The sequence below is a fragment of the Streptomyces sp. JLBT605 genome (genome assembly GCF_058215555.1).
In genome coordinates, this window is record NZ_CM177087.1 from 6,726,055 (window position 1) to 6,746,213 (window position 20,159).

Below are 20,159 nucleotides of genomic sequence, written 5' to 3' on the forward strand. Positions count from 1 at the left end.
GGGCGTCCGCCGGGGTCGGCGGCACGGCAAGCCTGGCTGACCTGGCAGCATTGATCCAACGCATGGATGTCATGGATGTATGAGGCGGGCGCATGACTGTGAACATCCCTCAGCTGAGGGCCTTCGTCGCCGTTGTCGACGCGGGCGGCTTCAGCGCGGCCGCCGCCGAGCTGGGCATGAGCCAATCCGCGGTGTCGCACGCCGTCGCCTCCCTGGAACGCGAGTTGACCGCCCCGCTGCTGGTCCGCGCCGCGCCGGTGCGTACCACGGCGCTTGGCGAGCGGGTCCTGCCGCACGCCCGCAGCGCGCTGTCGGCGGCCCGGTCCGTGGAGCGGATCGCCCTCGATGCCGGCGAGACCATGACGGGCACCGTGCGGCTGGCCTCCACCCCCACCGTCTGCCAGGGGCTGGTCCCGAGCCTGCTCCGGCACTGGCGCGAGGACCAGCCGCGGATCACGGTGCGGGTCTTCGAGGGCGACAGCGCCGAGGTCGCGGCCTGGCTGGAGGACGGGGTGGCCGACGCGGCGGTGCTGATCGACCCTCCGCCCGGCCCGGGCATCCAGCTCGCCCAGGACCACTACCGGGCCGTGCTGCCCCGGGACCATCCCCTGGCGGGCGAGCCGTTCGTCGACATCCGCGACCTGGAGGACGACCGGTTCCTGATCTCGCCCAACGGCTGCGAGGCCCGTATCCGCACCCTCCACAGCCTGGCCGGGTTGCGCTTCACCCCCGCTCACCGGGTACGGGACCTGGCGACGCTGATCAGCATGGTGCAGGCCGGCATCGGGGTGACCGTGCTGTCCGAGGTCTCCCGCTCGCTGATCCCGCCCGACCTGGTCCTGCTGCCGCTGGAGCCGGGGATCTCACGCCGCCTGGTGCTGGCCGGGCCCCGGGCCCGGCCCTGGCACCCAGCGGTCCGCGCCCTTGCCGAGTCGGCTGTCGGCCACCTGGCCCGCACCCTGTCCCCGTATCCGCCCGTGGTCGTACCGGAGGGCGCGCCACGTCCCGACTGACGAACCCTCCCCGTCCGCTCCGCCCGCTCGGGGCGCTCCCGTCCGGCTCCGGCACGGCTTGACGCCGGGTCACCGCTCACCCGCCTGCCGGCCGGCGCGGCGTCAGCCGCCGGCGTCCGGGGCCGCGTCCGCCAGCAGCTCCGGGCCGTTGTTGCCGACGTTGTTCACCGCGGCCGACACCGGGCGGGCGTTCAGGCGGCCACCGGCGGGAGTGGTCAGCAGTCGGCGCAGCTCCCGTGGGTCCTGGTGGGCGGGGTCGAGCCAGGCGTCGTAGTCGTCCGGGGCCAGGGCCAGCGGCATCCGCGGGTGGATCCGGCCGGCCGCGTCCTCGGCCCCGGTGGTGATGACCGTGCAGGTCGCCCACCAGGCGGCCGGGTCGTCCTCGGCGACCTGCGGATCCCGCCAGAACTCGTAGAGTCCCGCCATCGCCATCACCGCGCCGTCCTCCGGGCTGATGAAGTACGGCTGCTTGCGGGGCGTCGCGCCGCCGGTCCTGACCGTCTGCCACTCGTAGAAGCCGTCGGCAGGCAACAGGCAGCGGCGGCGGGCGAAGGCGGTGCGGTAGGCGGGCTTGCTGTCGACGGACTCCACCCGGGCGTTGATCATCCGCGCGCCGATCTTCGGATCCTTGGCCCACGAAGGCACCAGGCCCCAGCGCAGCGGCCGCAGCCGGCGCAGGACCTCGCCACTGCCCCGGTCGGGCCGCTCCAGCACCGCCCACACCTCATCGGTCGGGGCGACGTTCCAGCTCGCCGCGAGAGTCTCCTCGGGGTTCCAGCGCGCCACTTCGAACAAGCGGGCCAGCTCCTGCGGGCTGCGGGTGGAGACGTATCGGCCGCACATGCCTCCACCGTGCCACGCGGCCACCGCCCATCGGGCGAGCCGGGCGAGCGACTTTCCCGATCTTCTGGGAATGTCACCCGAAGGTGTTATTTCACTCGATCATGCTTCATTGGAGCGTGATTTTGATCGGATCTGATCGCATGGTGGGCGATATGGACACGAAAAAGATCGCTGCAGCTTTCCTGATGGCGGCCCTGGGCGTGGCCGGGCTCGCCGGTTCGGCCACGGCGGCCCCCGGGCCCGCGGCCAGTGACCCCGCCCCCGCCGTCTCCGCGTCTCCCGCCCAAGCCGAGTCCGACGCCCCCGCCGAGGCCGACGGCTCCGACTCCTCCGACGCCTCTGACCCCTCCGGCCGTCAGGAGGCCCCCGACGCCTCCGACCGTCAGGAGGCCCCTGACTCCTCCGGCCGCCAGGCCACTCCGGTCACCGATGACGACGACATCGGCGGCATCGGCGACGTCGGCGGCCTCAGCGACCGCGAGAGTGCCGGCGACCGCGACAGTGGCGGCGACCGAAGCAGCAGCAGCGACGACGACGAGGAGGAGGACGAGGACGGCCTCGGCGTCTGAGCCGCGGTCGGACCACCGGGATCAGGCCGGGCTCCCGGGCCGGGCCGCACCGACAGCGCATGGCCGGCGGGCCGTTGAGGTCCGCCGGCCATATCGCGTCCCTGGAGAGTGCGTGGGGGCCGCGAGCGGTCTGCGGGGGCGGCACCGCCCCGCCGCGGAGAGCGGCCGCACACCCTCCCGCGCCTGCCCCGTCGTTCAGCCGTCCGAAGCCGACGGCTCTCCGGTGGTGGCAGGGCGCGCAATATGCCGGACCCATACGTTGGGCTCCACGTAGACCGCCCGGTCATGCGCGGTGTCGCAGACCACCGGGACGAGAGCACCGGGCACCTCGACCTCACCGTCGCGGTCGAAGGGGAGGCCGGTCCAGTGCCGCCATTCCTCCAGGGACCCGCTGATCGTCATCGACGCGGGAGCGATCTTCTCGATGCTGCCGCCGGCCTTGACGTGGACGCGCAGCCACGGGTCCGCCGGCAGCCCGTCGGCGCGCAGCCGGCCTATGTAATGGGCCATGGGGACACCGGGCTCCAGGTGCTTGGCGTTCGGGCGGACCGGCGCCAGCAGCGCGTCGTGGCCCTGGCGGCCGACCGCGTCGCGCATCGCGGCCAGCATGCGGTAGGACAGGCCGCGTCCCAGGTAATCGGAGTCCAGCGTGATCTCGATCGCGCTGGCCACTGTCGGCGCGTTCCCGTACCGCAGGTCGCGGAAGGCCCACACCAGCACCCGGTCCCATCCGCGTTCCGGCATCTCCTCGCGGCCGTCGAGCTCCGCGTTGAAGGGCACGCTGAGGCCCCGGGCGATGACCCGGTCGCCGTCCGTCGCCACCACGCAGTACTGCGGGAAGTCCTCAACCACCCGGCTCCACAAGGCTCCTGCGACCAGATCGTGCTGCACGAAGACCGGCCAGGTGTCCACGATCTCGTGGACACGGGTGGTCAGCTCCGGTCGCTCGGCGAGCGAGGTGATCTCGATTCCGTCGTTCTCTGTCACGGCGGGGCACGTTGTCACAGCGCCCCCGCCGTGACAACGGGTTTTCTCTGTCGGGGTAATCGGTGCTAACCGGCGTCCAGCGCCGCCAGCTCCGCCGCGTCCAGCACCAGCTCGGCTGCGCCCGCAGAGTCGCGGATGGAGGCGGGACGGCTCGCGCCTGGCACCGGTATCACCGTGGGTGACGCGGCCAGCAACCAGGCCAGGCAGACCTGTTGCGGACTCACCCCGCGCTCCCGCGCGACGGCGTGGAAGGGGCTCCGCGCCGGCGCCGCGCCCTCCGGCCCGGAGGGACCGTCCAGCGAACTGCGCGAGATGCCGCCCAGCGGACTCCAGGGCAGGAACGCCAGCCCCAGCTCCGCGCAGAGCCGCAGCTGCGGCAGGCTGTCCCGGACCGCCGGGGAGTAGGCGTTCTGCACCGACACCAGATGCTCGCCGAGGATCTCGCGGGCCTGCAGAATCTGCGCGGAGTCGGTGTTCGAGACGCCCGCCGTCCGGACCTTGCCCGCGTCGACCAGCTCGCGCAACGCCCCGAGCGACTCCTCGTACGGAACGTTCGGGTCGGGCTTGTGCAGTTGATACAGCCCGATCGCCTCCACCCCCAGCCGGGACAGCGAGGCATCACAGGCCCGGCGCAGATGCTCCGGACGCCCGTCCACCGTCCACGAGCCGTCGGCGGGACGCCCGCGCCCGCCCTTGGTGGCCACCAGCACCTCGCTGGTGTCGCCACCGTACGCGGCCAGCGCCCGGGCGATCAGCACCTCGTTGTGGCCCGGGTCGGAGCCCGGCTCGTGGTAGGAGTCGGCCGTGTCCAGCAGGGTGACTCCGGCGTCCAGTGCCGCGTGCAGGGTGGCGAAGGCCCGCGCCTCGTCCGGCCTGCCCTCGATGGACAGCGGCATGGCGCCCAGACCGATGGCGCCGACCGAGACCCCGCCGATCGTGCGATACCGCATCTCAGCCGTCCTTCCGTCGCTCATTGCCCGCACCGAGGCTGTCCGCGACCGCCGCCGGCAGCCACTCCGCGCACCGTGCGAAGCCGAAACCCAGCCCGGTCGCCCGGGAATTGTCCATGCCATACCGGCGTGCGAACGAGAACGGCGAGATCTCCGCACCCCCGCCGCCTTCTCCGCCGTCTCCGTCCACTCCGCCGGATCCGCCGTCCACGGTCACGAAGGACACCGCGGTTCCCTTCCCCAACTGCGCCGCGATTTCCGCGCAGATATCCGCGGTGCTCAACTCGCCGTGCGAGCAGGCATTCACCGGCCCGGTGAATTCCGCACCCGCCGCCCAGAACAGGAAATCCGCGATCTCCTCGACATGGATATACGTCGACGGATGGTTCACCTCATGCACCGCGACCGGCCGACCCGCCCGGATCCGCCGCACATGGTGGTCCAGCCGCCCGGTGAAGTCGTCATCGCCGCCGAGTACATGGCCGGTGCGCACCGCGACGAAGTCGAAGGGGGCCCGCTGGGTGAACACCGCCTCCGCCTGCCGCTTCCCCTCGCCGTAATGGCTCTCCACAAACGCCGCGTCACCCCAGGGCAGCTCCGGATCCACCGGCCACGCCGCGGTGTCCACCGCCGCCTCGTCCACCGGCCGGTCCGCGTCCAGCGCCTCGTACACCTCGATCGTGGACGTCATCACATAACGCCGGGTGCGTTCCGCGAAAACCCGCCGCGCGATATCCGCCTGGCGCGGGGTGTAACAGACCTGGTCCACCACCACATCGAAAGTCCGGTCACCGAGCGCCGCGGCCAGCGCACCCTCGTCATCCCGGTCGGCCACCACATGAACCGCCCCCGACGGCGGCGCCGAGGAGCCGCGATTGACCACCGTCACCTCGATGCCGGCCGTCAGCAGACGCTTTATGAGCCGCTTTCCGAAATAGCGGCTCCCGCCGATGACGCAGACCCTTTGCATGTGCCTTCTTCCACCAGTTCCCAGGGCGGCAACTTCCGCCAACAGTCACCAGTGTTACGGTTGCGGGCCACGCACTGAAGGGGGATTCATGGGAGATACGCCGTCCATACCGAAAGAACCACGGCGGTCACGCACGTCGGCCCTCGAATCCTCGGTGCCCTGCGACAACGTGGACCGGCACCTGCTCGCCCTGGTGCAGCGGGAGGGCCGGATCACCCTCAGTGAGCTCGGCCGCCGGGTGAACCTCAGCCCCGCCGCCGTCTCCGACCGGCTGCGCCGCCTGGAGGGAAACGGCGTCATCACCGGCTACGGCGCACACGTCGCTCCCGCCCGGCTGGGCTACGCCATCCAGGCGTTCATCCGTGTCAACCCCCACGCCGGATACACCTTGCACCACCCCCGGACCCTGGAGCTGCTGGAACGCCCCGAGATCCTGGAGGCCCATCACGTGGTCGGCGAGGACTGCTGGATCCTCAAGGCCGGCGTCGCCGACACCGCGCATCTGGAGGAGATCCTCGCCGAGATCACCGTCCTCGGCCGCACCACCACCTCGGTCGTCCTCTCCTCACCGATCGCCCGCAAGGTGCTGCTGCCACTCACCGACTGAGCGGTCGTGCCGGCGGCGGAAGGGAGCCCTCCGCAGGCGTACGCCGATCAGGTCACATTCCGGCGAATCGGAAATGACCTCGGACCGTCCGCGGTTGTACGGGCCATGAAGGCAATCATCGCAAAGGGCTACGGCGGCCCCGAGATCCTGGAATACACCGATCTGCCCGACCCGAAGGTGGCCCCGGACTCGGTCCTGGTCCGGGTCAAGGCGGCCGGGATCAACCCCGTCGACTGGAAGATCCTCGCGGGCTATCTCGACCCGATGATGGACGCGCACCCCCCGTTCATCCCCGGCTGGGACGTGGCCGGTGTGGTCGAGGCGGTCGGTGCGGACACCCCCGAGTACCAGGTCGGTGACGAGGTCATCGGCTATGTCCGCAAGGACGCCGTCCAGCACGGCACCTACGCCGAGCTGGTCGCCGCGCCGGTCCGGACCCTGGCGCGCAAGCCCGCCGCGCTCAGCTGGGAGCAGGCGGCCGGCCTTCCGCTCGCCGGCCTGACCGCTTATCAGTCGATCCAGCGGGTGGGCACCAAGCCCGGCGAGACGGCGCTGGTGCACGCCGCGGCCGGTGGCGTCGGCTCGCTCGCCGTCCAGATCCTCGTCGCCCAGGGCACCCGTGTCATCGGCACGGCCAGCGAGCGCAACCACGACTTCCTGCGCTCCCTCGGCGCCGAGCCCGTCGTCTACGGCGACGGCCTCGGCGAGCGGGTGCGGGCGCTGGCGCCCGAGGGGATCGACGTGGCCTTCGACTTCGTCGGCGGCGGTGTCGTGTCGGTCTCGCAGGAGCTGCTCAAGGACCGCGGTCGAGTGGTCTCCATCGCCGACGGCGAGGTCACCGAGAAGGGCGGCCACCTGGTGTGGGTGCGCCCGGACAGCGCCGGTCTGACCGCGCTCGCCGCGCTGGCGGACGCAGGGAAGCTGACCGTCCCGGTCGACGCGGTCTTCCCGCTCTCCCAGGCCGCCGACGCGATCCGCCGCGGCCAGGAAGGCCGGACCCGCGGCAAGCTGGTGCTGGACGTGGCTTCATCGCGGTAGCGGCACCACGCCCTCCCGGCATGCCGGGAGGGCGTCAGCGCACCCAGGGGGTGTACGACGGGTCTCCGCGGCGTCGCGGCGACCCATCGGACGCCCCCTAGGGGGTGTCCGGCTCAGGGTCCCGGCGTCCGACTCCGAGGAACAGCCGGGCGAGGAGCCCGGATCGGCGCCTCGCGGCGGGCACCTTGCTCAGCGTGGCCTGCGGCGGTGCTTCCGCGGGAGTGGGATCGGCCGCGCGCTCAGCCCGATCGGGATGGGGCGCGGGATCGGCGTCGGGCTCGGGCTCGGGAACGAGCGGTGGACGGTGGGCGAGATAGGTGTGGGCGCGCACATAGGCGTCCAGAGCGCGCGCGGGATCGATGGGCATGGCTTCTCTCCTGCTGTCGTGCCGGGGGGTGGCAAGCGGTCCCGCGGTGGCGGAACGCTGGTCCCCTCAGCAGCGCAGGACGGTGTGGCGCGCGCGGGCGGCGGCGAGCGCGGCCCGCTCGGGCTGCGGCACGGACCGCCGGGAGCCGGCGCCATGGCCGCGGGCGGCCCCCGGCGCGCGCGGCGATGAGCCGGCCGGTCGGCCCGGCAGGCGGCCGCGCCGGCGGGGGTGCGGCAGACGCCGCTGCGCCGGTGCGGTGGCGTCACACTCGTCGGCGAACGAGTCGATCACCGTGATCGCGGCGCTCTCGGCCGACCCCTCGACCCTCTCGGCCGCGTACGGAGCGCCGCCGAGGGCGAACAGCATGGAGACCAACGCAAAGGCGACGGCCCGCACCGCGGACCGCTGAGCCGTACGACCCCAGCCGTTCATGAACTCAGGGTAGTCAATCAACTACGCTGCGCGCCTTCACTCGATCGAGTGGTGGGGGCGGTGGCGCCCGCCGGCCGGCGGCGGGTCCAGCCGGCCCCCCTGCCGGTCCACCGGTACACGGCGCCGCCGTCGCGGGCGATGCCGTAGAGGTGGTCGCCGCCCACGGCGAAGCTCCTGCCGGGCCCGCCGACCCGGGTCCAGGCGTTCGGGCGGCCGGTGTAGCGGTAGAGGTCACCGGTGGTGGGGTTGGTGGCGAACGGCTCAGTTCGGACCCCACGCCCCCCGGCGCCCGGCCGAACGGTCCGCTCTACGCCGTCAGCCTGGACCACAGCAAGGTGCTGCGCTGGACCGGCCACGGCACCGACTGGGCCGAGATCGGCACCGAAGCGGCGGAGGTCTACGCGGGGGAGGCCGGGGTCTTCGCCGCCAACCCCGTCGACGCACGCATCTTCCGCTACGAGGAGCACTCCGGCACATGGACCCAGGTCGGCACCGCCGGGGCCGAGTTCGCCATCTCGGGCCGCACGCTGTACGGGCTCACCCCCAGCCGTCAGGCCGTCATGCGCTACGACGGCAGCCCCGGGAGGTGGTCGGCGATCGGCGGCCCTTGCCGGAAGCTCTACGCCGGTGGCGCCGGACTCTTCGCCACCGACCCCTCCGGCAAGCAGCTCCTGCGGTACGACGGCGGCTCCTGGGACCGTATCGGCAACAGCGGGGCGGACTTCGCCGTCGGTCCCGAGGACGTCTACGGCCTGGCGCATGACCACAGCGCCGTCTACCAGTGGACCGGCGAAGGCGAGATATGGCGGCGGATCGGCGGGCCGGGGTCGCCGGGAACGCCGCGCCGGAAGTTCTCCTCACCCAGCAGCTTCTTGTAGTTGCGGTATCCGAAGTCGTGCCGGATGCACGCCGCGGTGAAATCGAAGCCGAGGTACTTCTCCGGGAAGCTGCTGCAGCCGTTGTGTTCCCAGTTGAACTCGTACCGGTCTTCCGCCCCGTCGCTCAGATGGGCCGCGCGCACGGCGAAGAACTCCCCCCGCGACAGGTCACCGAGCGAGGTCAGCTCCTCCAGCCGCCGCAGCTTCTCCCGCGTCGTCACCCCGGCGGGGGTCAGCGGGCCGGTGTCCCGCCACCGCATCTCGAGGTCGCCCGCGGCGGAGGCCTGCTGGTACGTCCACCGGTAGACCCTCTTCCCGTCCGGTGAGACACCGAATCCCTCGCCACCTGCGTTGACGGCGAAGTCCGACCCGGAGTCACCGGCCTGGTGCCACTGCTGCGGCGTCCCGCCGTACTCGAAGATCTTGCCGCCGTCCGGGCTGGTGGCGAAGAGTCCGGCGTCTCCGGCGTAGAGGGCGTCGGCCGGGCCGCCGACCTTCGACCAGTCGCGCTCCAGGGTCCACTCGTAGACGGCGGAGCGGTCCTTGGTCAGTGCGTACACCGACCTGGCCGATGCGGCGATATCGCCCACAGCGGGTTGCGCCCAGCCGCGCTGCCGCCCCGCGCCCGCGGAGTCGGCGGAATCGGGCGGGGGGTCCGCGGCCGGTGACTCGGTCGGACCGGCAGCCGGTGGTTGCGAGGCCGAGGGGCCCGGATCGGCCGCCGGAGCACTCGGTGGGGCGGTCTCCGCCGCCGGCCGCTCCCCGCCGGGGCCGGGGTCCGAGTGCGCGGCCCACGACAGGCCGCCGATGGCGAGCGCGGCCACCAGGAGCAGACCCAGGGCGCGGGCGAACGCCTTGCCCTTGGTGGCCAGGGCTCTTGTGACGCCGCCACGACCCGCATGCGAGTCCTGGCGGCCGCTGGAGGATTTCACCAGTGGTCTCCCGATTCCGACGAGAACGGTGGGACCACCCTTCGCCGACGCCCGGATGTCCGCTGTCCGCACCGAGGAAACCCCTGATCAGGAGGCGGACAATCGGCGTTGTCCGCGGACGCGGGTCCGCCACGCAGCCATGGACCCGGGCGACATCCCAGCCGGACACGGCTTGAAATCGAGACTTCCGGACATATGGGGCAGGAGGGGTGATGAAGGGAAAGACCGAGAAGGTGAATGATCACGGAAGAGCGTGAGCCGAAGAAGGCGAAGACATCGAGGAAGGCGCCCGAGGAGGACCGCGTGCCGGCCACCGAGGCGCTGCGCAGCGCGGTGGAGCAGCTCACCGAGCTGCTCGGCAGGCCCCCGGAGGCCGTTTCCGCCCTCAAACCGACCGACCAGGGCTGGGAGGCCGAGGTCGAGGTCGTGGAGGTGGAACGCATCCCGGAGACGACCAGCGTGATGGCCGGCTACCACGTCGTGCTGGATCCCGTGGGCAAGGGTGGGCATCGAGCTGGTGAAGGTCGACGCCCGCGTCGTCGTGGCCAGCGTCGACACCTATCTGCGCTTCGCCGAAGCGTGCAACCGGCTGGACCTGTAGGCGGGCCGCAAGGCCCCCGCCCAGCTGTCGGACATCGTCGAGGACGCCTCCGAGGGAGGAGCCAAGTCCAAGAGCAAGGGCGCGCTGACCGGCGCGGTCGAAGCCGTCACCGAGTCGCTGCAGAAGGGCCGGCACCAGGACACGGAGAGTGACCGCGGCGAGGCGGAGGACAGCGGCGGGCGACGCCGGGAGAAGGAGCCCGAACACGCCAGGCGGTCGGAGCGCCGTGGCTCCAAGGACCGGGAGGAGTGAGCGATGTCCTTGTACGTCTACGCCATCACCAAGACATCGCATCCCCTGCGTCTGGACGCCCTCACCGGCGTCGGAGAGGCGCCCGCCGAGCTGCGTACGGTGCGCGGCGATTCGCTGTGCGCCGTGGTGAGCGAGACGCCGGAGGACCTGTCGGTCGGCCGCCGGGACCTCCAGGCGCACCACGAGGTGCAGGAGCGGCTCTGGGCGGACGGCGCCACTCTGCCGTTGAGCTTCGGTTTCGTGGCGCAGGACGAGGACGCCGTACGCGCCGTCCTGCGCGAGCAGGCCGAACACTTCGCGCGGGGCTTGGACGAGGTCACCGGGCGGGTGGAGTACAACGTCAAGGCCGTCCCCGACGAGGACGCCCTGCTGCGCCGGATCCTGGACGAGTCCGAGCGGGTCCGCGAGCTGAACGAGGCGACCCGCGGCGGCTCCGGCAGCTACGACGACCGGGTCGCCCTCGGGCAACTGGTGAGAGAGGAGGTGCGTGCCAGGCAGGAGGCCCTGGCCGCCGAGGCCCTGACGGCCCTGCGCCCGCTGGCCTACGCCGAGCAGCTCTCCCCGCCCTCCCCGCAGTACGCCCTGAACGTCTCCTTCCTGGTGGACGAGGGGCGTTCGGAGGAGTTCGCCGGGGTGTGCCGGGAGCTGGCCGAGCGGTACGGCGAGGCGGTCGAGGTCAGGGTCCGCGGCCCGCTGCCCCCGTACAGCTTCGTCGGACCACCCCAGCCGGGCGTCCAGGGATGAGGCCGCGCGGTGGGACTGGTGACCGCGATCCTGACGGCGCCGATCGCCCCCATGCGGGGCATCGGCTGGGTTCTCGACAAGGTGATCCGGGCCGCGGAGAGCGAGTACTACGACCCCGCGCCCGTGCAGGAGGAGCTGGCGGGGCTGGAGAGGTCCCGGACCGAAGGGGAGATCGAGGAAGAGGAGTTCCGGCGGCGTGAGGAAGCGCTGATGCGCCGGCTGGAGGAGATCAGGGCCTATCAGCTCCGGCGAGGAGCCCCGGAGGGCGGCCCGCAGGTGGGCCAGGGGCCGACGGGTGGGTGAGGAGGAAGAGTGTCATGGACAACGCCAAGCTTGGCACCGCTGTCCTCGGCGGCTATGTGCTGGGCCGCACCAAGAAGGCGAAGGTTGCTGTCGGGCTCGGCATGCTGCTGGCCGGATCGAGGATGAAGCCGGGCCAGATCGGCGGGGCCGTCGCCCGGTCCCCCTTTCTGAAAAGCCTCAACCAGCAGGTGCGTACCGAGCTGACGGACGCGGGCAAGGCCGCGGCGACGTCCGTGCTGACCGCCAAGGCCGGCAGCCTGGCCGACACACTGCACGAACGCACCGCCGGACTGCGGGAGAAGGCAGGCACGCACGAGGAGTCGGGCAAGGAGAGCGAGGAGAGCGAGGGAGGCAAGGCACGCAAGGGGGGCGAGGCGGATACGGCAGGCAGGGAGAAGGGCGACGGCGGGCGCGCCGCCGCACGCCGGCAGGACGAGTCACCCAAGGGCACCTCCAAGGACAAGGGCACCGCCGAGCACAAGGGCACCTCCGGGAAGGGGAAGCAGACCTCCGGCAGGGCCCGGCAGGACTCCGGCGAGGGCAAGGACACGACGTCCGCCGGCCGGGAGCGGCGCTCCTCGGGCAGTGGCACCAAGCCGAGGAGGTCGGACGATGGCTGAGGGCAGGACGGCAGAGGGTGGCTCGGCGCAGGGTACGGGCACCGGCACCCTGAGCAGGTTGCGTGATCAGAATCCCGGCGCCGACCGGCTGGTGGAGGAGGTGGAGAGCTACATCCAGACGCGGCTCGACATCATGCTGAACCAGATGGGCCACCGGCTGGGCGAGGCGGCGAGCCGGCTGGGCGAAGCGCACGTCAGTCCGCACGGGCTCGTCTCCGCGGTGGGCAAGGGCGGAAAGAAGCTCGGCGAGCGGGTGCCGTCGGGCGCCGCCTTGGCGCTGACCACGACGGCGGCGCACGCCAAGGACACCCTGCTGGAGAAGGCGAAGGACGTCGCCGGGAAGACGCACGGCACGTCGCACGAGAAGCCCGGGCCGGGCCCCGCCGCCGGCAAGGGGGTGACCGTGATCGAGGACATCGACATCGGCGTCCCGGTGCGGGAGGCGTACAACCAGTGGACCCAGTTCCAGGAGTTCGGCCGCTTCGCCAAGGGAGTGGTCAGCGTCGAGCAGGAGGACGACACCACCACCCAGTGGCAGGTGAAGATCGCGAAGGCGAGCCGGCACTGGCAGGGGACCATCACCGAGCAGGTGCCCGACGAGCGGATCGCCTGGACCTCCGAAGGCCCCAAGGGCACCACCAAAGGCGTCGTCACCTTCCACCCGCTGGCGGAGAACCTCACCAAGGTGCTGCTCGTCATGGAGTACTTCCCCAAGGGAGTGGTCGAGAAGACCGGAGCGCTCCTGCGGGCCCAGGGCCGCCGCACCCGGCTCGATCTGAAGCTGTTCCGCGCGTTCGTGATGACGCGTGGCGAGGCCACCGGCGGCTGGCGCGGGGAGATCCGCGGCGGCGAAGTGGTCCGCGAACCGGAGGAAGCCGGGGCCGGGGGAGACGAGGAACCGAAGACCGAGGGGGACGAGGGGGACGTGGAGGACGAGGAGGAGTACGAGGAAGAGGAAGAAGAGGACGAGGACGGGGGAGACGAGGAGCCGTCCTACGAGGACCGCGCCGAGGAAGACGAGGGCGAATGGGAGGACGGGGACGAAGACGAGAACGGCGACGAGGACGACTGGGAGGACGGGAAGCCCGGCGCAGAGGCTGACGAACGCTACGCCGAGGACGAGGACGAGGAAGAACCGCTGGACGAGGAGCGCCCGCGCCGCGGCTAGCGCCGGCGTGCTGAGCTGCTGAAGGGAAACGAGGTCGAACACGCCGTGACCGAGCCCGGCTTCACCGGCCCTCCGCCGTCGCGGACTCTCTCGCCCTACGGCCAGGAGTCCGGCGCGAACCTTGCCGACATCCTTGAACGGGTGCTCGACAAGGGCATCGTCATCGTCGGCGACATCAGGATCAACCTGCTCGACATCGAGTTGCTCACCATCAAACTCCGGCTGCTGGTGGCCTCTGTGGACAAGGCGAAGGAGATCGGGATCGACTGGTGGGAGCACGACCCCGCGCTGTCCTCGCGCGCCGATGGGCGGCACAGTCTGGAGGAGCAGAACGCACGGCTGCGCGAGGAGGTCAGGTCGCTCCGGGAGCGCGTCGAGAAGTCCCGGGCCGAACTGCCGGAGGGCGAGGGCTCCACCGGCCGCCGCCGCTCGCACGCCTCCGGCGACGCTGAGCGGGAGCCCGGCGCGGAGCCACGGCGCCGGCGGCGGAAACCCCCGGACGACGAGGACCGGAGCTGACGGCCATGGACGCAGAACTGAGGTACGCGTACGCCGTGGTACGGCCCTCCGCCGGGTTGGACGAGCGGGTGCTCGCCGGTGTGCGGGGGGTCGCGAACGCTCCGGTGTCACTGGTCCGCTCCGGCGCGGAGGTGGCCGCGGCGGTCAGCCCGGTACCGCGGGCGGACTTCACCGAAGCGGCTCTCAAGGTCCGGCTGGAGAATCTCGACTGGCTGGAGACCACCGCCCGGGCGCATCACTCCGTCATCGAGGCGCTGGCCGCGCACACCACGGTCCTGCCGCTGCGGCTGGCCACCGTCTACCTCGACGACGCCAGGGTCAGCGAGATGCTGAGCGAGCGGCAGGAGACGTTCACCGCCCTGCTGGACCGGTTCTCCGACAGTGTGGAGTGGGGGGTGAAGGTGTACGCCGACGCCCGCCCCGCCGAGCCCCCGCCGTCGGCGGTGAGTGGTCCGGCGGACGAGCAGGACCCCGGCCGGGCCTATCTGCGGCGCCGCCGACACCAGCACCAGGCGCGTGAGGACGCCTGGCGGTTCGCGCAGGAGGCCGCCCACCGGATCGAGATCCAGGCCCGTGACCTGGCGGTCGAGCGTGCCCGTCACCGGCCCCAGCAAGGAGGGCTGGCCGTCGCCGAGGGCGAGAACGTCGTCAACGACGCGTATCTCGTCCCGGCCCGGCTCGCCGAGGAGTTCCGGGGCCGGATGCGCCACATCGCGGACGACCTTCCCGGCGTGCGGGTGGACGTCACCGGCCCCTGGGCCCCGTACTCCTTCGCCGTACTCCCCGCCTCCGGCACCCAGCAGGGAGCGCCGCAGCGGTGACCGCGTACGAGGAATCTCCCCTGGCCGAGCGGCAGGTGGCCCTGATCGATCTGCTGGACCGGCTGCTGAGCGGCGGTGTGGTCCTCACCGGTGACCTGGTGCTCTCCATCGCCGACATCGATCTGGTCCGGATATCGCTGCGCGCGGTGATCGTCGCCATCAGCGAGCAGACGGACGGGCAGTGGGTGCCGGCCCTCCCGGCGGCGACCTTCGCGGCAGAGCGGCCGTCGCCATGACACCCCTGCCCGACCGGCCTCCCGACGACCGCGCCCGGGCCGACGAGCGCGCCCGGCCCGACGACCGCGTCCCGGCCGACGATCGGGCGACCGTGGCCGGCCGGGGGCGGGAAGTGGCCGAGGCGGCGGCACGCGCCTTCTCCCTGCTGCCCGCCCGCCCCGAGGACATCCCCGCACCCCCGTCCACCAGAGGACAGCAGGCCGCCCACCGCCTCCATACCGACCCGGACACCGTGGAGCGGGACCTGGTGAAACTCGTCCTCACCATCGTGGAGTTGCTGCGCCAGCTGATGGAACGACAGGCCCTGCACCGGGTCGACCAGGGCGACCTCACCGAGGAGCAGGAAGAACGGCTCGGCCTGACGCTGATGACCCTGCACGACCGGATGGGCGCCCTCTGCGACCGCTACGGCCTCACCCTGGACGACCTCAATCTCGACCTGGGCCCCCTCGGCCCGCTGCTCCCGCCACCGGCCGGCTCGTAGCCCCACGACCCGGGGCGGCCGCGAGATGGCGGGGACGGCCCGCGTCAAGGTGCTGCGCATGGACGCCATGCCGGGTGAGGAGGAGGTACACGGCACGGCCGAGCTGCTGGTCGTCCTCGACGGCCGGCTTGAACTCACCGTGGAGGATGCCGAGGTGACGGTAGGGCCGGGGGAGATGTACCTCGTGGAGGCGGGCTCCCGGCACGCGGTCCGCGCGGGGAGCCAGGGCACCTTGGTCATCGTGGAAGCCGCCGGGGGATGAGCCGAGTTGAGGCGCCCCGCGGGGGGTGACCACTGGGATTCGCCTCGCCGTCGCCGAGTTGAGGGTGAAGCCGCTGGTGGGGGCGGCGCGGGCGTCGCCGGTTGAGGCGGTTAGGGTCGGTTTCGGAAGCGACATCGAACACGAGGGCACGGAGCGCGGATGGCTGGGGACGACGGGAGAGCACTGCTGAGCCTGAGGGGGGTCAGCCGGGTGTACGGCGAGCGGCAGGCGCTGCATCCCCTTGACCTGGACGTGCCCGCCGGCACCTGCACGGCACTCTTCGGCCACAACGGCTCCGGGAAGTCCACTGTGCTGCGCATCGCCGCCGGCCGCTCCACCCCCACCACCGGCGAGGCGCTGTTCGCCGGCCGCGAGGTCGATGAGGACGACCCGGAGGTCCGGGCCCGCGTCGCCGTCGTCGGCGACATGGTCGCCTGCTATCCGGACCTCACCGTCCGCGACCATCTGGAACTGGTCGCCGTGGCGCACGCGGTGGATGACGCGGACGCCTGGATCGACCACGTACTGGCCGACCGGCGGCTCTCCGACCATGCCGCGGCCCTGCCCGGATCACTGTCCTCCGGACAGATGCAGTCCCTGCTGCTGGCCGCCGCGCTCGTCCGCCCCCGGGACCTGCTCATCCTCGACGAGCCGGAGCAGCGCCTGGACCCGGCGGCCCGGGGCCGCCTCGCCGAACTCCTCGCCGCCGAGAAGGCCGACGGCGTCGCGGTGCTCCTCGCCACCCACCAGGCCGAGCTCGCCGAAGCGGTCGCCGATCGCATGGTGGCCCTGGAAGACGGCCGGGTGATCGCCGAGGGCACCCCGGCAGAGGTGCTCGCCCGGCTGGAGCCGCGCCCGTGACCGCGCCGGAGATCGACGTCGCCGACCCGGCGGAAGCGGACGGCGCGGCCTGGTCGGAGTCCGACGGCGCCACCTGGTCGGAGGCGGACGACGACCGCACCCAGGAGACCTTGCGCCGACTGCGCGCCAAGCGGCGGGCCCACCGCCGCCGCAAGGGCCGCGACCTCGCCGTCTCCGTCTACGGCGTCCTGCTCCTCGTCGGGTGCTACGGCTGCGGTGCCGTCTACCACTTCCTGCGGCAGGTGGAGCTCGGCGCCGACTACACCGGCCCGGGCGACGCCGCCCGGCGCGCCCTCCCCGCCGCCTTCGCGCTGCTCACCGGCGCCGTCGCGCTGCTCGCCGCCCGTGACGCGCTGTGGCGCGGCCCGGTCGTCGTCCCCGGACCGACCGTCGGCTGGGTGCTGGCCCAACCGGTCCGCCGGGCCGTGGTGCTGCGGCCGTGGCTGTGGCTCTCGGCCGGACTCGCCGTGCTCGTGGCCCTGGTCCCGGCGGTCGTCACCGCCCTCTTCCTGCACATCACCGGCACCGCCACACTCGGCGCGGCGCTGCTCGCCCTGCTCCCCGCGGCCGTGTGCCTGCCATCGCTGGCCGTCGCGCTCGCCATGGCCGTGGAACGCAGGCCCGGCTGGGCCGGACGGATACGGCGGTGCACACCCGGTGTCGTCGCGGCGCTCCTGCTGCTCGGCGCGCAGACGGTGCTGGCCGCCCTCGGCCACCGAAGCGGCGTGGCGGAGCAGTGCGAGCTGTGGTCCGGCCCCTGGGGCTGGGCCGCCCAGCCCGTGGTCCAGGCAAGCGGTGGCGGCGCCCCCGCCTGGCCGGTCGCCCTGGCGCTGCTGCTCATCGCCACCGCCGCCGCCCTCACACAGGCGCACCGGGACGCCGCACTGCTGTCCACCACCGAGCTGCGCCGCCGGTCTTCGACCGTCTCCGCCGTCACCGCGGGCCTGTGGACCATGGACCCACGGGCGGCCAAGCTCGCGCTGGTGGCGGCCACCGGTGGCACGGCGGCGCGCCGCATCCGGTTGCGGCCACCACGCGGCCGCCGGGCGGCAGTTTTGTGGCGGGACGCGCTGGCGCTGCTGCGCGCGCCGGGCCAGATCGGCAAGGCGCTCGCCTGGCTGGTCTGCGCGTCCGCGGCGGCCGGTGCGGCGGCCACGCTCGACGACCGGGCACGGCTGGTCCTGCTGGCCGGGGCCGTACTGCTCGGCTACGCGGGGGTGGCGGCGCTCGCCGAGACGGCGCGCCTGGAGACCGACGACGTACGCCGCTCGGCCTGGTCACCGATACGGCTGCGCCATCTGATGCTCCAGCACGCCATCGTGCCATCGGTCGTCGGCATGCTGCTGGCCCTGGTGGTCGCGGTGCCGTACGCCGTCGCGGGCGCCTTCTGGCCGCTGCTGCTGATGCCGCTGTGCGCACCGCCGCTCGCGGCCGCCGCGGTCCACGGGGCATGCCGCGGCCCGGCCCGCACGGAGCTGCTCTTCACCGGCGCCGCCACCCCGCTCGGCGACCCCGGCCCGCTGCTCTACGCCTTCTGGTACCTGGCCGGACCGCTGATCGCGGCCGGGTCGCTGACCTTCGCCCTCGCCCCCGCGGTCGGGGCGCACGGGGCCGGCGCGGGCACGGCCGTACGGGTCGTCGCCGTCACCGTCGCCCTCACCGCCGGGCTACTGCTGCGCGCGGCCCGCGCCGCGGACCGGCTCGTCCGCCACAACTGACCGCCCAGGGCGAGCGCCTTGCCGGGATGACCCCGATCCGGCGGGTCAAACGGGCGACGATTCCCGGCCCCGGACCCCCTAGGGGGCGTCCGGGGCCGGTTCGAGGAGGTTCCGCCGCAGTGCGGCGATGGTGTCCTCGCCGATGCCCAGCAGCCCGGTCACGTAGCCGCGCACCGAGCCGTGCTCTTCGCTCAACGCCGCGAGGAACAGCCGCATGACGTCGGCGGGCGCCCGGCCGAACCCCGGCCAGCTGGGCTCCTGGCCGGGATGGCCGGCCCGCCAGTCGGCGAGCAGCCGCTCGGAGGCGAGCTCGGTGAGCGTGAAATCCTCGACGATGTCGGCCTCGGACACGCCCAGCAGCTCCAGGACCAGGGCCGCCAGCAGCCCCGTACGGTCCTTGCCGGACGCGCAGTGGAACACCATGGGCCCGTTCCCGGCGGCGGCGATCAGCTCAAGTGCCCTGCGGATCTCCTTGACGCCGTCGTGCGCCACCTCCATGTACCGCTCGGCGAGGAACGGCCCGGTCTCCACGTCGGCCCCGAGAGCCGCCTGGTCGTAGGGGCGGTGCTCGATGCTGAGGTTGTGGTAAGCGAAGGAGCGGTGCTCGGGGACACGGCCCTTGGCCTCGATCTCCCACGGGTAGCGCAGGTCGATGACCGCCCCGACGCGCAAGGCCAGGAAGCGTTCCCAGTCCCCGTCCCGGAGCTTGCCCAGCGAGTCGGACCGGTACAGCCGCCCCCACCGCACGACCTGGTCGTCCGCCGTGCGGTAGCCGCCCAGATCGCGGAAGTTGTGCAGTCGTCGGAAGGCGATGTGTCTGTTCATGCGTGGCACTCCTCAAGCGGGTCGCGGGCGTCCGGTCGGAGAAATCGATCCCGGCAGCCCACCGACGGCGGCGGACATGATCGCCATCCTGCGCTCCTGCGTACACCGAGGGCCATGGATTAGGCTCACACCGAATCCAGCGGAAGGGCGCGTGCTGTTGTGGGCTCCGAACTGACCTTCTCCACAGACGATCTGGCGCACACCCGCTTCGCGATCTCCCCGATGTGGGAGGTGGTCACCAGCTACGGACTGCTCGCCTCCGGCTCGCCGCACCCGGTGCACCGCGAGTGGATCGAGCAGGTACGGCCCCGGGTGGCGGCGGCCGGGCTGGACCGCGGCTGGCTCGCCGAGCTGGTCCCGGCGCGCGGCTACGTCTGCGACTTCCTCACCCCCTTCCCCCGCGTGCCGTCCCCGACCCTCGACGCGGAGCTCACCGCGATCCGCGCCACCCCGGCCGACCAGGTGCGGGCCGATCTCGACACCCTGGGCGGCGCCGGCCCCCGCCGCCAGGCGCTGCACGCCGACCCGCCGGCCCGGTTGGGCCCGATCGCCGATGAGATCGCCGCGTACTGGGAGCTGGCCCTCGCGCCCTACTGGGCGAAGATCCGCACGGTGCTGGACGCCGAGGTCTTCCACCGCGCGCGGCAGGTCGCCGAGCACGGCACCGGGCGCCTCTTCAACGACCTGCACTCCTCGGTGAGCTGGCGCGACGACACCCTCCGGGTGGTCCGGCGATGCTGCGCCGTCTCCCGCCAGACCTCCGGAGTCGGGCTGCTGCTGGTGCCCTCGGTGTTCGCCACGTCCGTGCTGACCTGGTCGCGGGCGCCGGAGCCGCCGCAGCTCGCCTACCCGGCCCGGGGCACCGGCACCCTGTGGGAATCCCGCGCGGTGCCCCGCGCCGACGCGATCGCCGCCGTCCTGGGCCGGTCGCGCACCAGATTGCTGACCGAGCTGGCGGCCCCCGCCTCCACGACCGAGCTGGCCGACCGGATCGGCATGTCCGCCGCCGGCGTCTCCGAGCACCTGACCGCACTGCGCGGCGCCGGTATGGTCAGCGCGCACCGCGCGGGCCGCTCAGTCCTCTACGCCCGTACCGCGATCGCCGAGTCCCTGCTCACGGCAGGCGTCTGACAGCCCCCCTGCCACCGCGCCCGTCCC

General features: G+C 72.7%; 26 protein-coding genes and 2 pseudogenes. 19 read left to right on the forward strand and 9 right to left on the reverse strand.

Annotated elements, in window-relative coordinates:
- The first annotated feature begins 92 nt into the window (after window positions 1-92).
- Window positions 93-1,013 carry a LysR family transcriptional regulator gene (locus AC4BDD_RS29165; RefSeq protein WP_490688464.1) on the forward strand — a complete coding sequence of 307 codons (921 nt, stop codon included), beginning with the start codon at window positions 93-95 and terminating at the stop codon, window positions 1,011-1,013.
- A gap of 102 nt (window positions 1,014-1,115) precedes the next feature.
- Here AC4BDD_RS29165 and AC4BDD_RS29170 read toward each other — a convergent pair whose 3' ends face one another.
- Entirely contained in the window at window positions 1,116-1,856 is a 741-nt protein-coding gene (locus tag AC4BDD_RS29170) for an SOS response-associated peptidase (protein ID WP_490688465.1), read from the reverse strand.
- A gap of 152 nt (window positions 1,857-2,008) precedes the next feature.
- Here AC4BDD_RS29170 and AC4BDD_RS29175 point away from each other — a divergent pair, with 152 nt between their 5' ends.
- Window positions 2,009-2,425 (forward strand): hypothetical protein, encoded by a 417-nt coding sequence (locus tag AC4BDD_RS29175; RefSeq protein WP_490688466.1) that lies wholly within the window; start codon window positions 2,009-2,011, stop codon window positions 2,423-2,425.
- Window positions 2,426-2,620: 195 nt separating this feature from the next.
- Here the strand turns inward: AC4BDD_RS29175 and AC4BDD_RS29180 are convergent, their stop codons facing one another.
- From AC4BDD_RS29180 to AC4BDD_RS29190, 3 genes are all read right to left on the reverse strand, one after another.
- Window positions 2,621-3,412 (reverse strand): N-acetyltransferase, encoded by a 792-nt coding sequence (locus tag AC4BDD_RS29180; protein ID WP_490688467.1) that lies wholly within the window; start codon window positions 3,410-3,412, stop codon window positions 2,621-2,623.
- A gap of 65 nt (window positions 3,413-3,477) precedes the next feature.
- Window positions 3,478-4,362, reverse strand: a complete 885-nt coding sequence (locus AC4BDD_RS29185) for an aldo/keto reductase (RefSeq protein ID WP_490688468.1) — start codon at window positions 4,360-4,362, stop codon at window positions 3,478-3,480.
- A gap of 1 nt (window position 4,363) precedes the next feature.
- Window positions 4,364-5,332: an NAD-dependent epimerase/dehydratase family protein gene (locus AC4BDD_RS29190; RefSeq protein WP_490688469.1), complete on the reverse strand. Its 969-nt coding sequence runs from the start codon at window positions 5,330-5,332 to the stop codon at window positions 4,364-4,366.
- A gap of 154 nt (window positions 5,333-5,486) precedes the next feature.
- On the opposite strand from AC4BDD_RS29190, the gene AC4BDD_RS29195 reads away from it, so the two are divergent.
- Window positions 5,487-5,939 carry an Lrp/AsnC family transcriptional regulator gene (locus tag AC4BDD_RS29195; protein WP_490688470.1) on the forward strand — a complete coding sequence of 151 codons (453 nt, stop codon included), beginning with the start codon at window positions 5,487-5,489 and terminating at the stop codon, window positions 5,937-5,939.
- Between the two features lie 105 nt (window positions 5,940-6,044).
- Window positions 6,045-6,977, forward strand: a complete 933-nt coding sequence (locus AC4BDD_RS29200) for an NADP-dependent oxidoreductase (protein WP_490688471.1) — start codon at window positions 6,045-6,047, stop codon at window positions 6,975-6,977.
- A gap of 97 nt (window positions 6,978-7,074) precedes the next feature.
- On the opposite strand, the gene AC4BDD_RS29205 is transcribed toward AC4BDD_RS29200, so the two are convergent.
- From AC4BDD_RS29205 to AC4BDD_RS29215, 3 genes are all read right to left on the reverse strand, one after another.
- Window positions 7,075-7,344 (reverse strand): hypothetical protein, encoded by a 270-nt coding sequence (locus tag AC4BDD_RS29205; RefSeq protein WP_490688472.1) that lies wholly within the window; start codon window positions 7,342-7,344, stop codon window positions 7,075-7,077.
- Between the two features lie 66 nt (window positions 7,345-7,410).
- Window positions 7,411-7,776, reverse strand: a complete 366-nt coding sequence (locus AC4BDD_RS29210; RefSeq protein ID WP_490688473.1) for a hypothetical protein — start codon at window positions 7,774-7,776, stop codon at window positions 7,411-7,413.
- 17 nt (window positions 7,777-7,793) lie between these two features.
- On the reverse strand, window positions 7,794-8,105 hold the full coding sequence (locus AC4BDD_RS29215) for a hypothetical protein (RefSeq protein WP_490688474.1): 312 nt from the start codon (window positions 8,103-8,105) through the stop codon (window positions 7,794-7,796).
- Window positions 8,106-8,111: 6 nt separating this feature from the next.
- Between AC4BDD_RS29215 and AC4BDD_RS29220 the strand changes: the two genes are divergently transcribed.
- Window positions 8,112-8,654: a hypothetical protein gene (locus AC4BDD_RS29220; RefSeq protein WP_490688475.1), complete on the forward strand. Its 543-nt coding sequence runs from the start codon at window positions 8,112-8,114 to the stop codon at window positions 8,652-8,654.
- Here AC4BDD_RS29220 and AC4BDD_RS29225 read toward each other — a convergent pair.
- On the reverse strand, window positions 8,552-9,586 hold the full coding sequence (locus AC4BDD_RS29225; RefSeq protein ID WP_490688476.1) for a phospholipase A2: 1,035 nt from the start codon (window positions 9,584-9,586) through the stop codon (window positions 8,552-8,554). The two genes, AC4BDD_RS29220 and AC4BDD_RS29225, sit on opposite strands and share 103 nt — an antisense overlap.
- A 237-nt stretch (window positions 9,587-9,823) precedes the next feature.
- Between AC4BDD_RS29225 and gvpO the strand changes: the two are divergent.
- The 13 genes and pseudogenes from gvpO to AC4BDD_RS29290 all read left to right on the forward strand — a co-directional run.
- Window positions 9,824-10,087, forward strand: a pseudogene (gene gvpO / locus AC4BDD_RS29230) (gas vesicle protein GvpO); the annotation flags it as partial.
- Window position 10,088: 1 nt separating this feature from the next.
- Window positions 10,089-10,439: pseudogene (locus AC4BDD_RS29235) on the forward strand (gas vesicle protein); the annotation flags it as partial.
- A 3-nt stretch (window positions 10,440-10,442) separates the two neighbouring features.
- A complete protein-coding gene (locus AC4BDD_RS29240; protein ID WP_490688477.1) occupies window positions 10,443-11,183 on the forward strand; it encodes a GvpL/GvpF family gas vesicle protein in 741 nt (246 codons plus the stop codon).
- A gap of 9 nt (window positions 11,184-11,192) precedes the next feature.
- On the forward strand, window positions 11,193-11,486 hold the full coding sequence (locus tag AC4BDD_RS29245) for a gas vesicle protein GvpG (protein ID WP_490688478.1): 294 nt from the start codon (window positions 11,193-11,195) through the stop codon (window positions 11,484-11,486).
- 14 nt (window positions 11,487-11,500) lie between these two features.
- On the forward strand, window positions 11,501-12,106 hold the full coding sequence (locus AC4BDD_RS29250; protein ID WP_490688479.1) for an ABC transporter substrate-binding protein: 606 nt from the start codon (window positions 11,501-11,503) through the stop codon (window positions 12,104-12,106).
- Window positions 12,099-13,274, forward strand: a complete 1,176-nt coding sequence (locus AC4BDD_RS29255; RefSeq protein WP_490688480.1) for an SRPBCC family protein — start codon at window positions 12,099-12,101, stop codon at window positions 13,272-13,274. The genes AC4BDD_RS29250 and AC4BDD_RS29255 overlap by 8 nt, the downstream gene beginning before the upstream one ends.
- Window positions 13,275-13,319: 45 nt before the next feature.
- Window positions 13,320-13,793 (forward strand): gas vesicle protein, encoded by a 474-nt coding sequence (locus tag AC4BDD_RS29260; RefSeq protein ID WP_490688481.1) that lies wholly within the window; start codon window positions 13,320-13,322, stop codon window positions 13,791-13,793.
- 5 nt (window positions 13,794-13,798) lie between these two features.
- Window positions 13,799-14,614 carry a GvpL/GvpF family gas vesicle protein gene (locus AC4BDD_RS29265; RefSeq protein ID WP_490688482.1) on the forward strand — a complete coding sequence of 272 codons (816 nt, stop codon included), beginning with the start codon at window positions 13,799-13,801 and terminating at the stop codon, window positions 14,612-14,614.
- Window positions 14,611-14,850: a gas vesicle protein gene (locus AC4BDD_RS29270; RefSeq protein ID WP_490688483.1), complete on the forward strand. Its 240-nt coding sequence runs from the start codon at window positions 14,611-14,613 to the stop codon at window positions 14,848-14,850. Before AC4BDD_RS29265 ends, AC4BDD_RS29270 begins: the two co-directional genes overlap by 4 nt.
- Entirely contained in the window at window positions 14,847-15,335 is a 489-nt protein-coding gene (locus AC4BDD_RS29275; RefSeq protein ID WP_490688484.1) for a gas vesicle protein K, read from the forward strand. The genes AC4BDD_RS29270 and AC4BDD_RS29275 overlap by 4 nt, the downstream gene beginning before the upstream one ends.
- A 58-nt stretch (window positions 15,336-15,393) precedes the next feature.
- The gene (locus AC4BDD_RS29280; RefSeq protein ID WP_490688485.1) at window positions 15,394-15,597 is read left to right on the forward strand and encodes a cupin domain-containing protein; all 204 of its coding nucleotides are present in this window, start codon (window positions 15,394-15,396) and stop codon (window positions 15,595-15,597) included.
- A gap of 159 nt (window positions 15,598-15,756) precedes the next feature.
- Complete coding sequence (locus tag AC4BDD_RS29285) at window positions 15,757-16,458, forward strand: ABC transporter ATP-binding protein (protein WP_490688486.1); 702 nt, start codon at window positions 15,757-15,759, stop codon at window positions 16,456-16,458.
- Window positions 16,455-18,176 (forward strand): hypothetical protein, encoded by a 1,722-nt coding sequence (locus tag AC4BDD_RS29290; protein WP_490688487.1) that lies wholly within the window; start codon window positions 16,455-16,457, stop codon window positions 18,174-18,176. Before AC4BDD_RS29285 ends, AC4BDD_RS29290 begins: the two co-directional genes overlap by 4 nt.
- Before the next feature lie 78 nt (window positions 18,177-18,254).
- Here AC4BDD_RS29290 and AC4BDD_RS29295 read toward each other — a convergent pair whose 3' ends face one another.
- The gene (locus AC4BDD_RS29295; RefSeq protein ID WP_490688488.1) at window positions 18,255-19,001 is read right to left on the reverse strand and encodes a tyrosine-protein phosphatase; all 747 of its coding nucleotides are present in this window, start codon (window positions 18,999-19,001) and stop codon (window positions 18,255-18,257) included.
- Window positions 19,002-19,160: 159 nt separating this feature from the next.
- Between AC4BDD_RS29295 and AC4BDD_RS29300 the strand changes: the two genes are divergently transcribed.
- Window positions 19,161-20,132 (forward strand): ArsR/SmtB family transcription factor, encoded by a 972-nt coding sequence (locus AC4BDD_RS29300; protein ID WP_490688489.1) that lies wholly within the window; start codon window positions 19,161-19,163, stop codon window positions 20,130-20,132.
- Window positions 20,133-20,159: the final 27 nt, after the last annotated feature.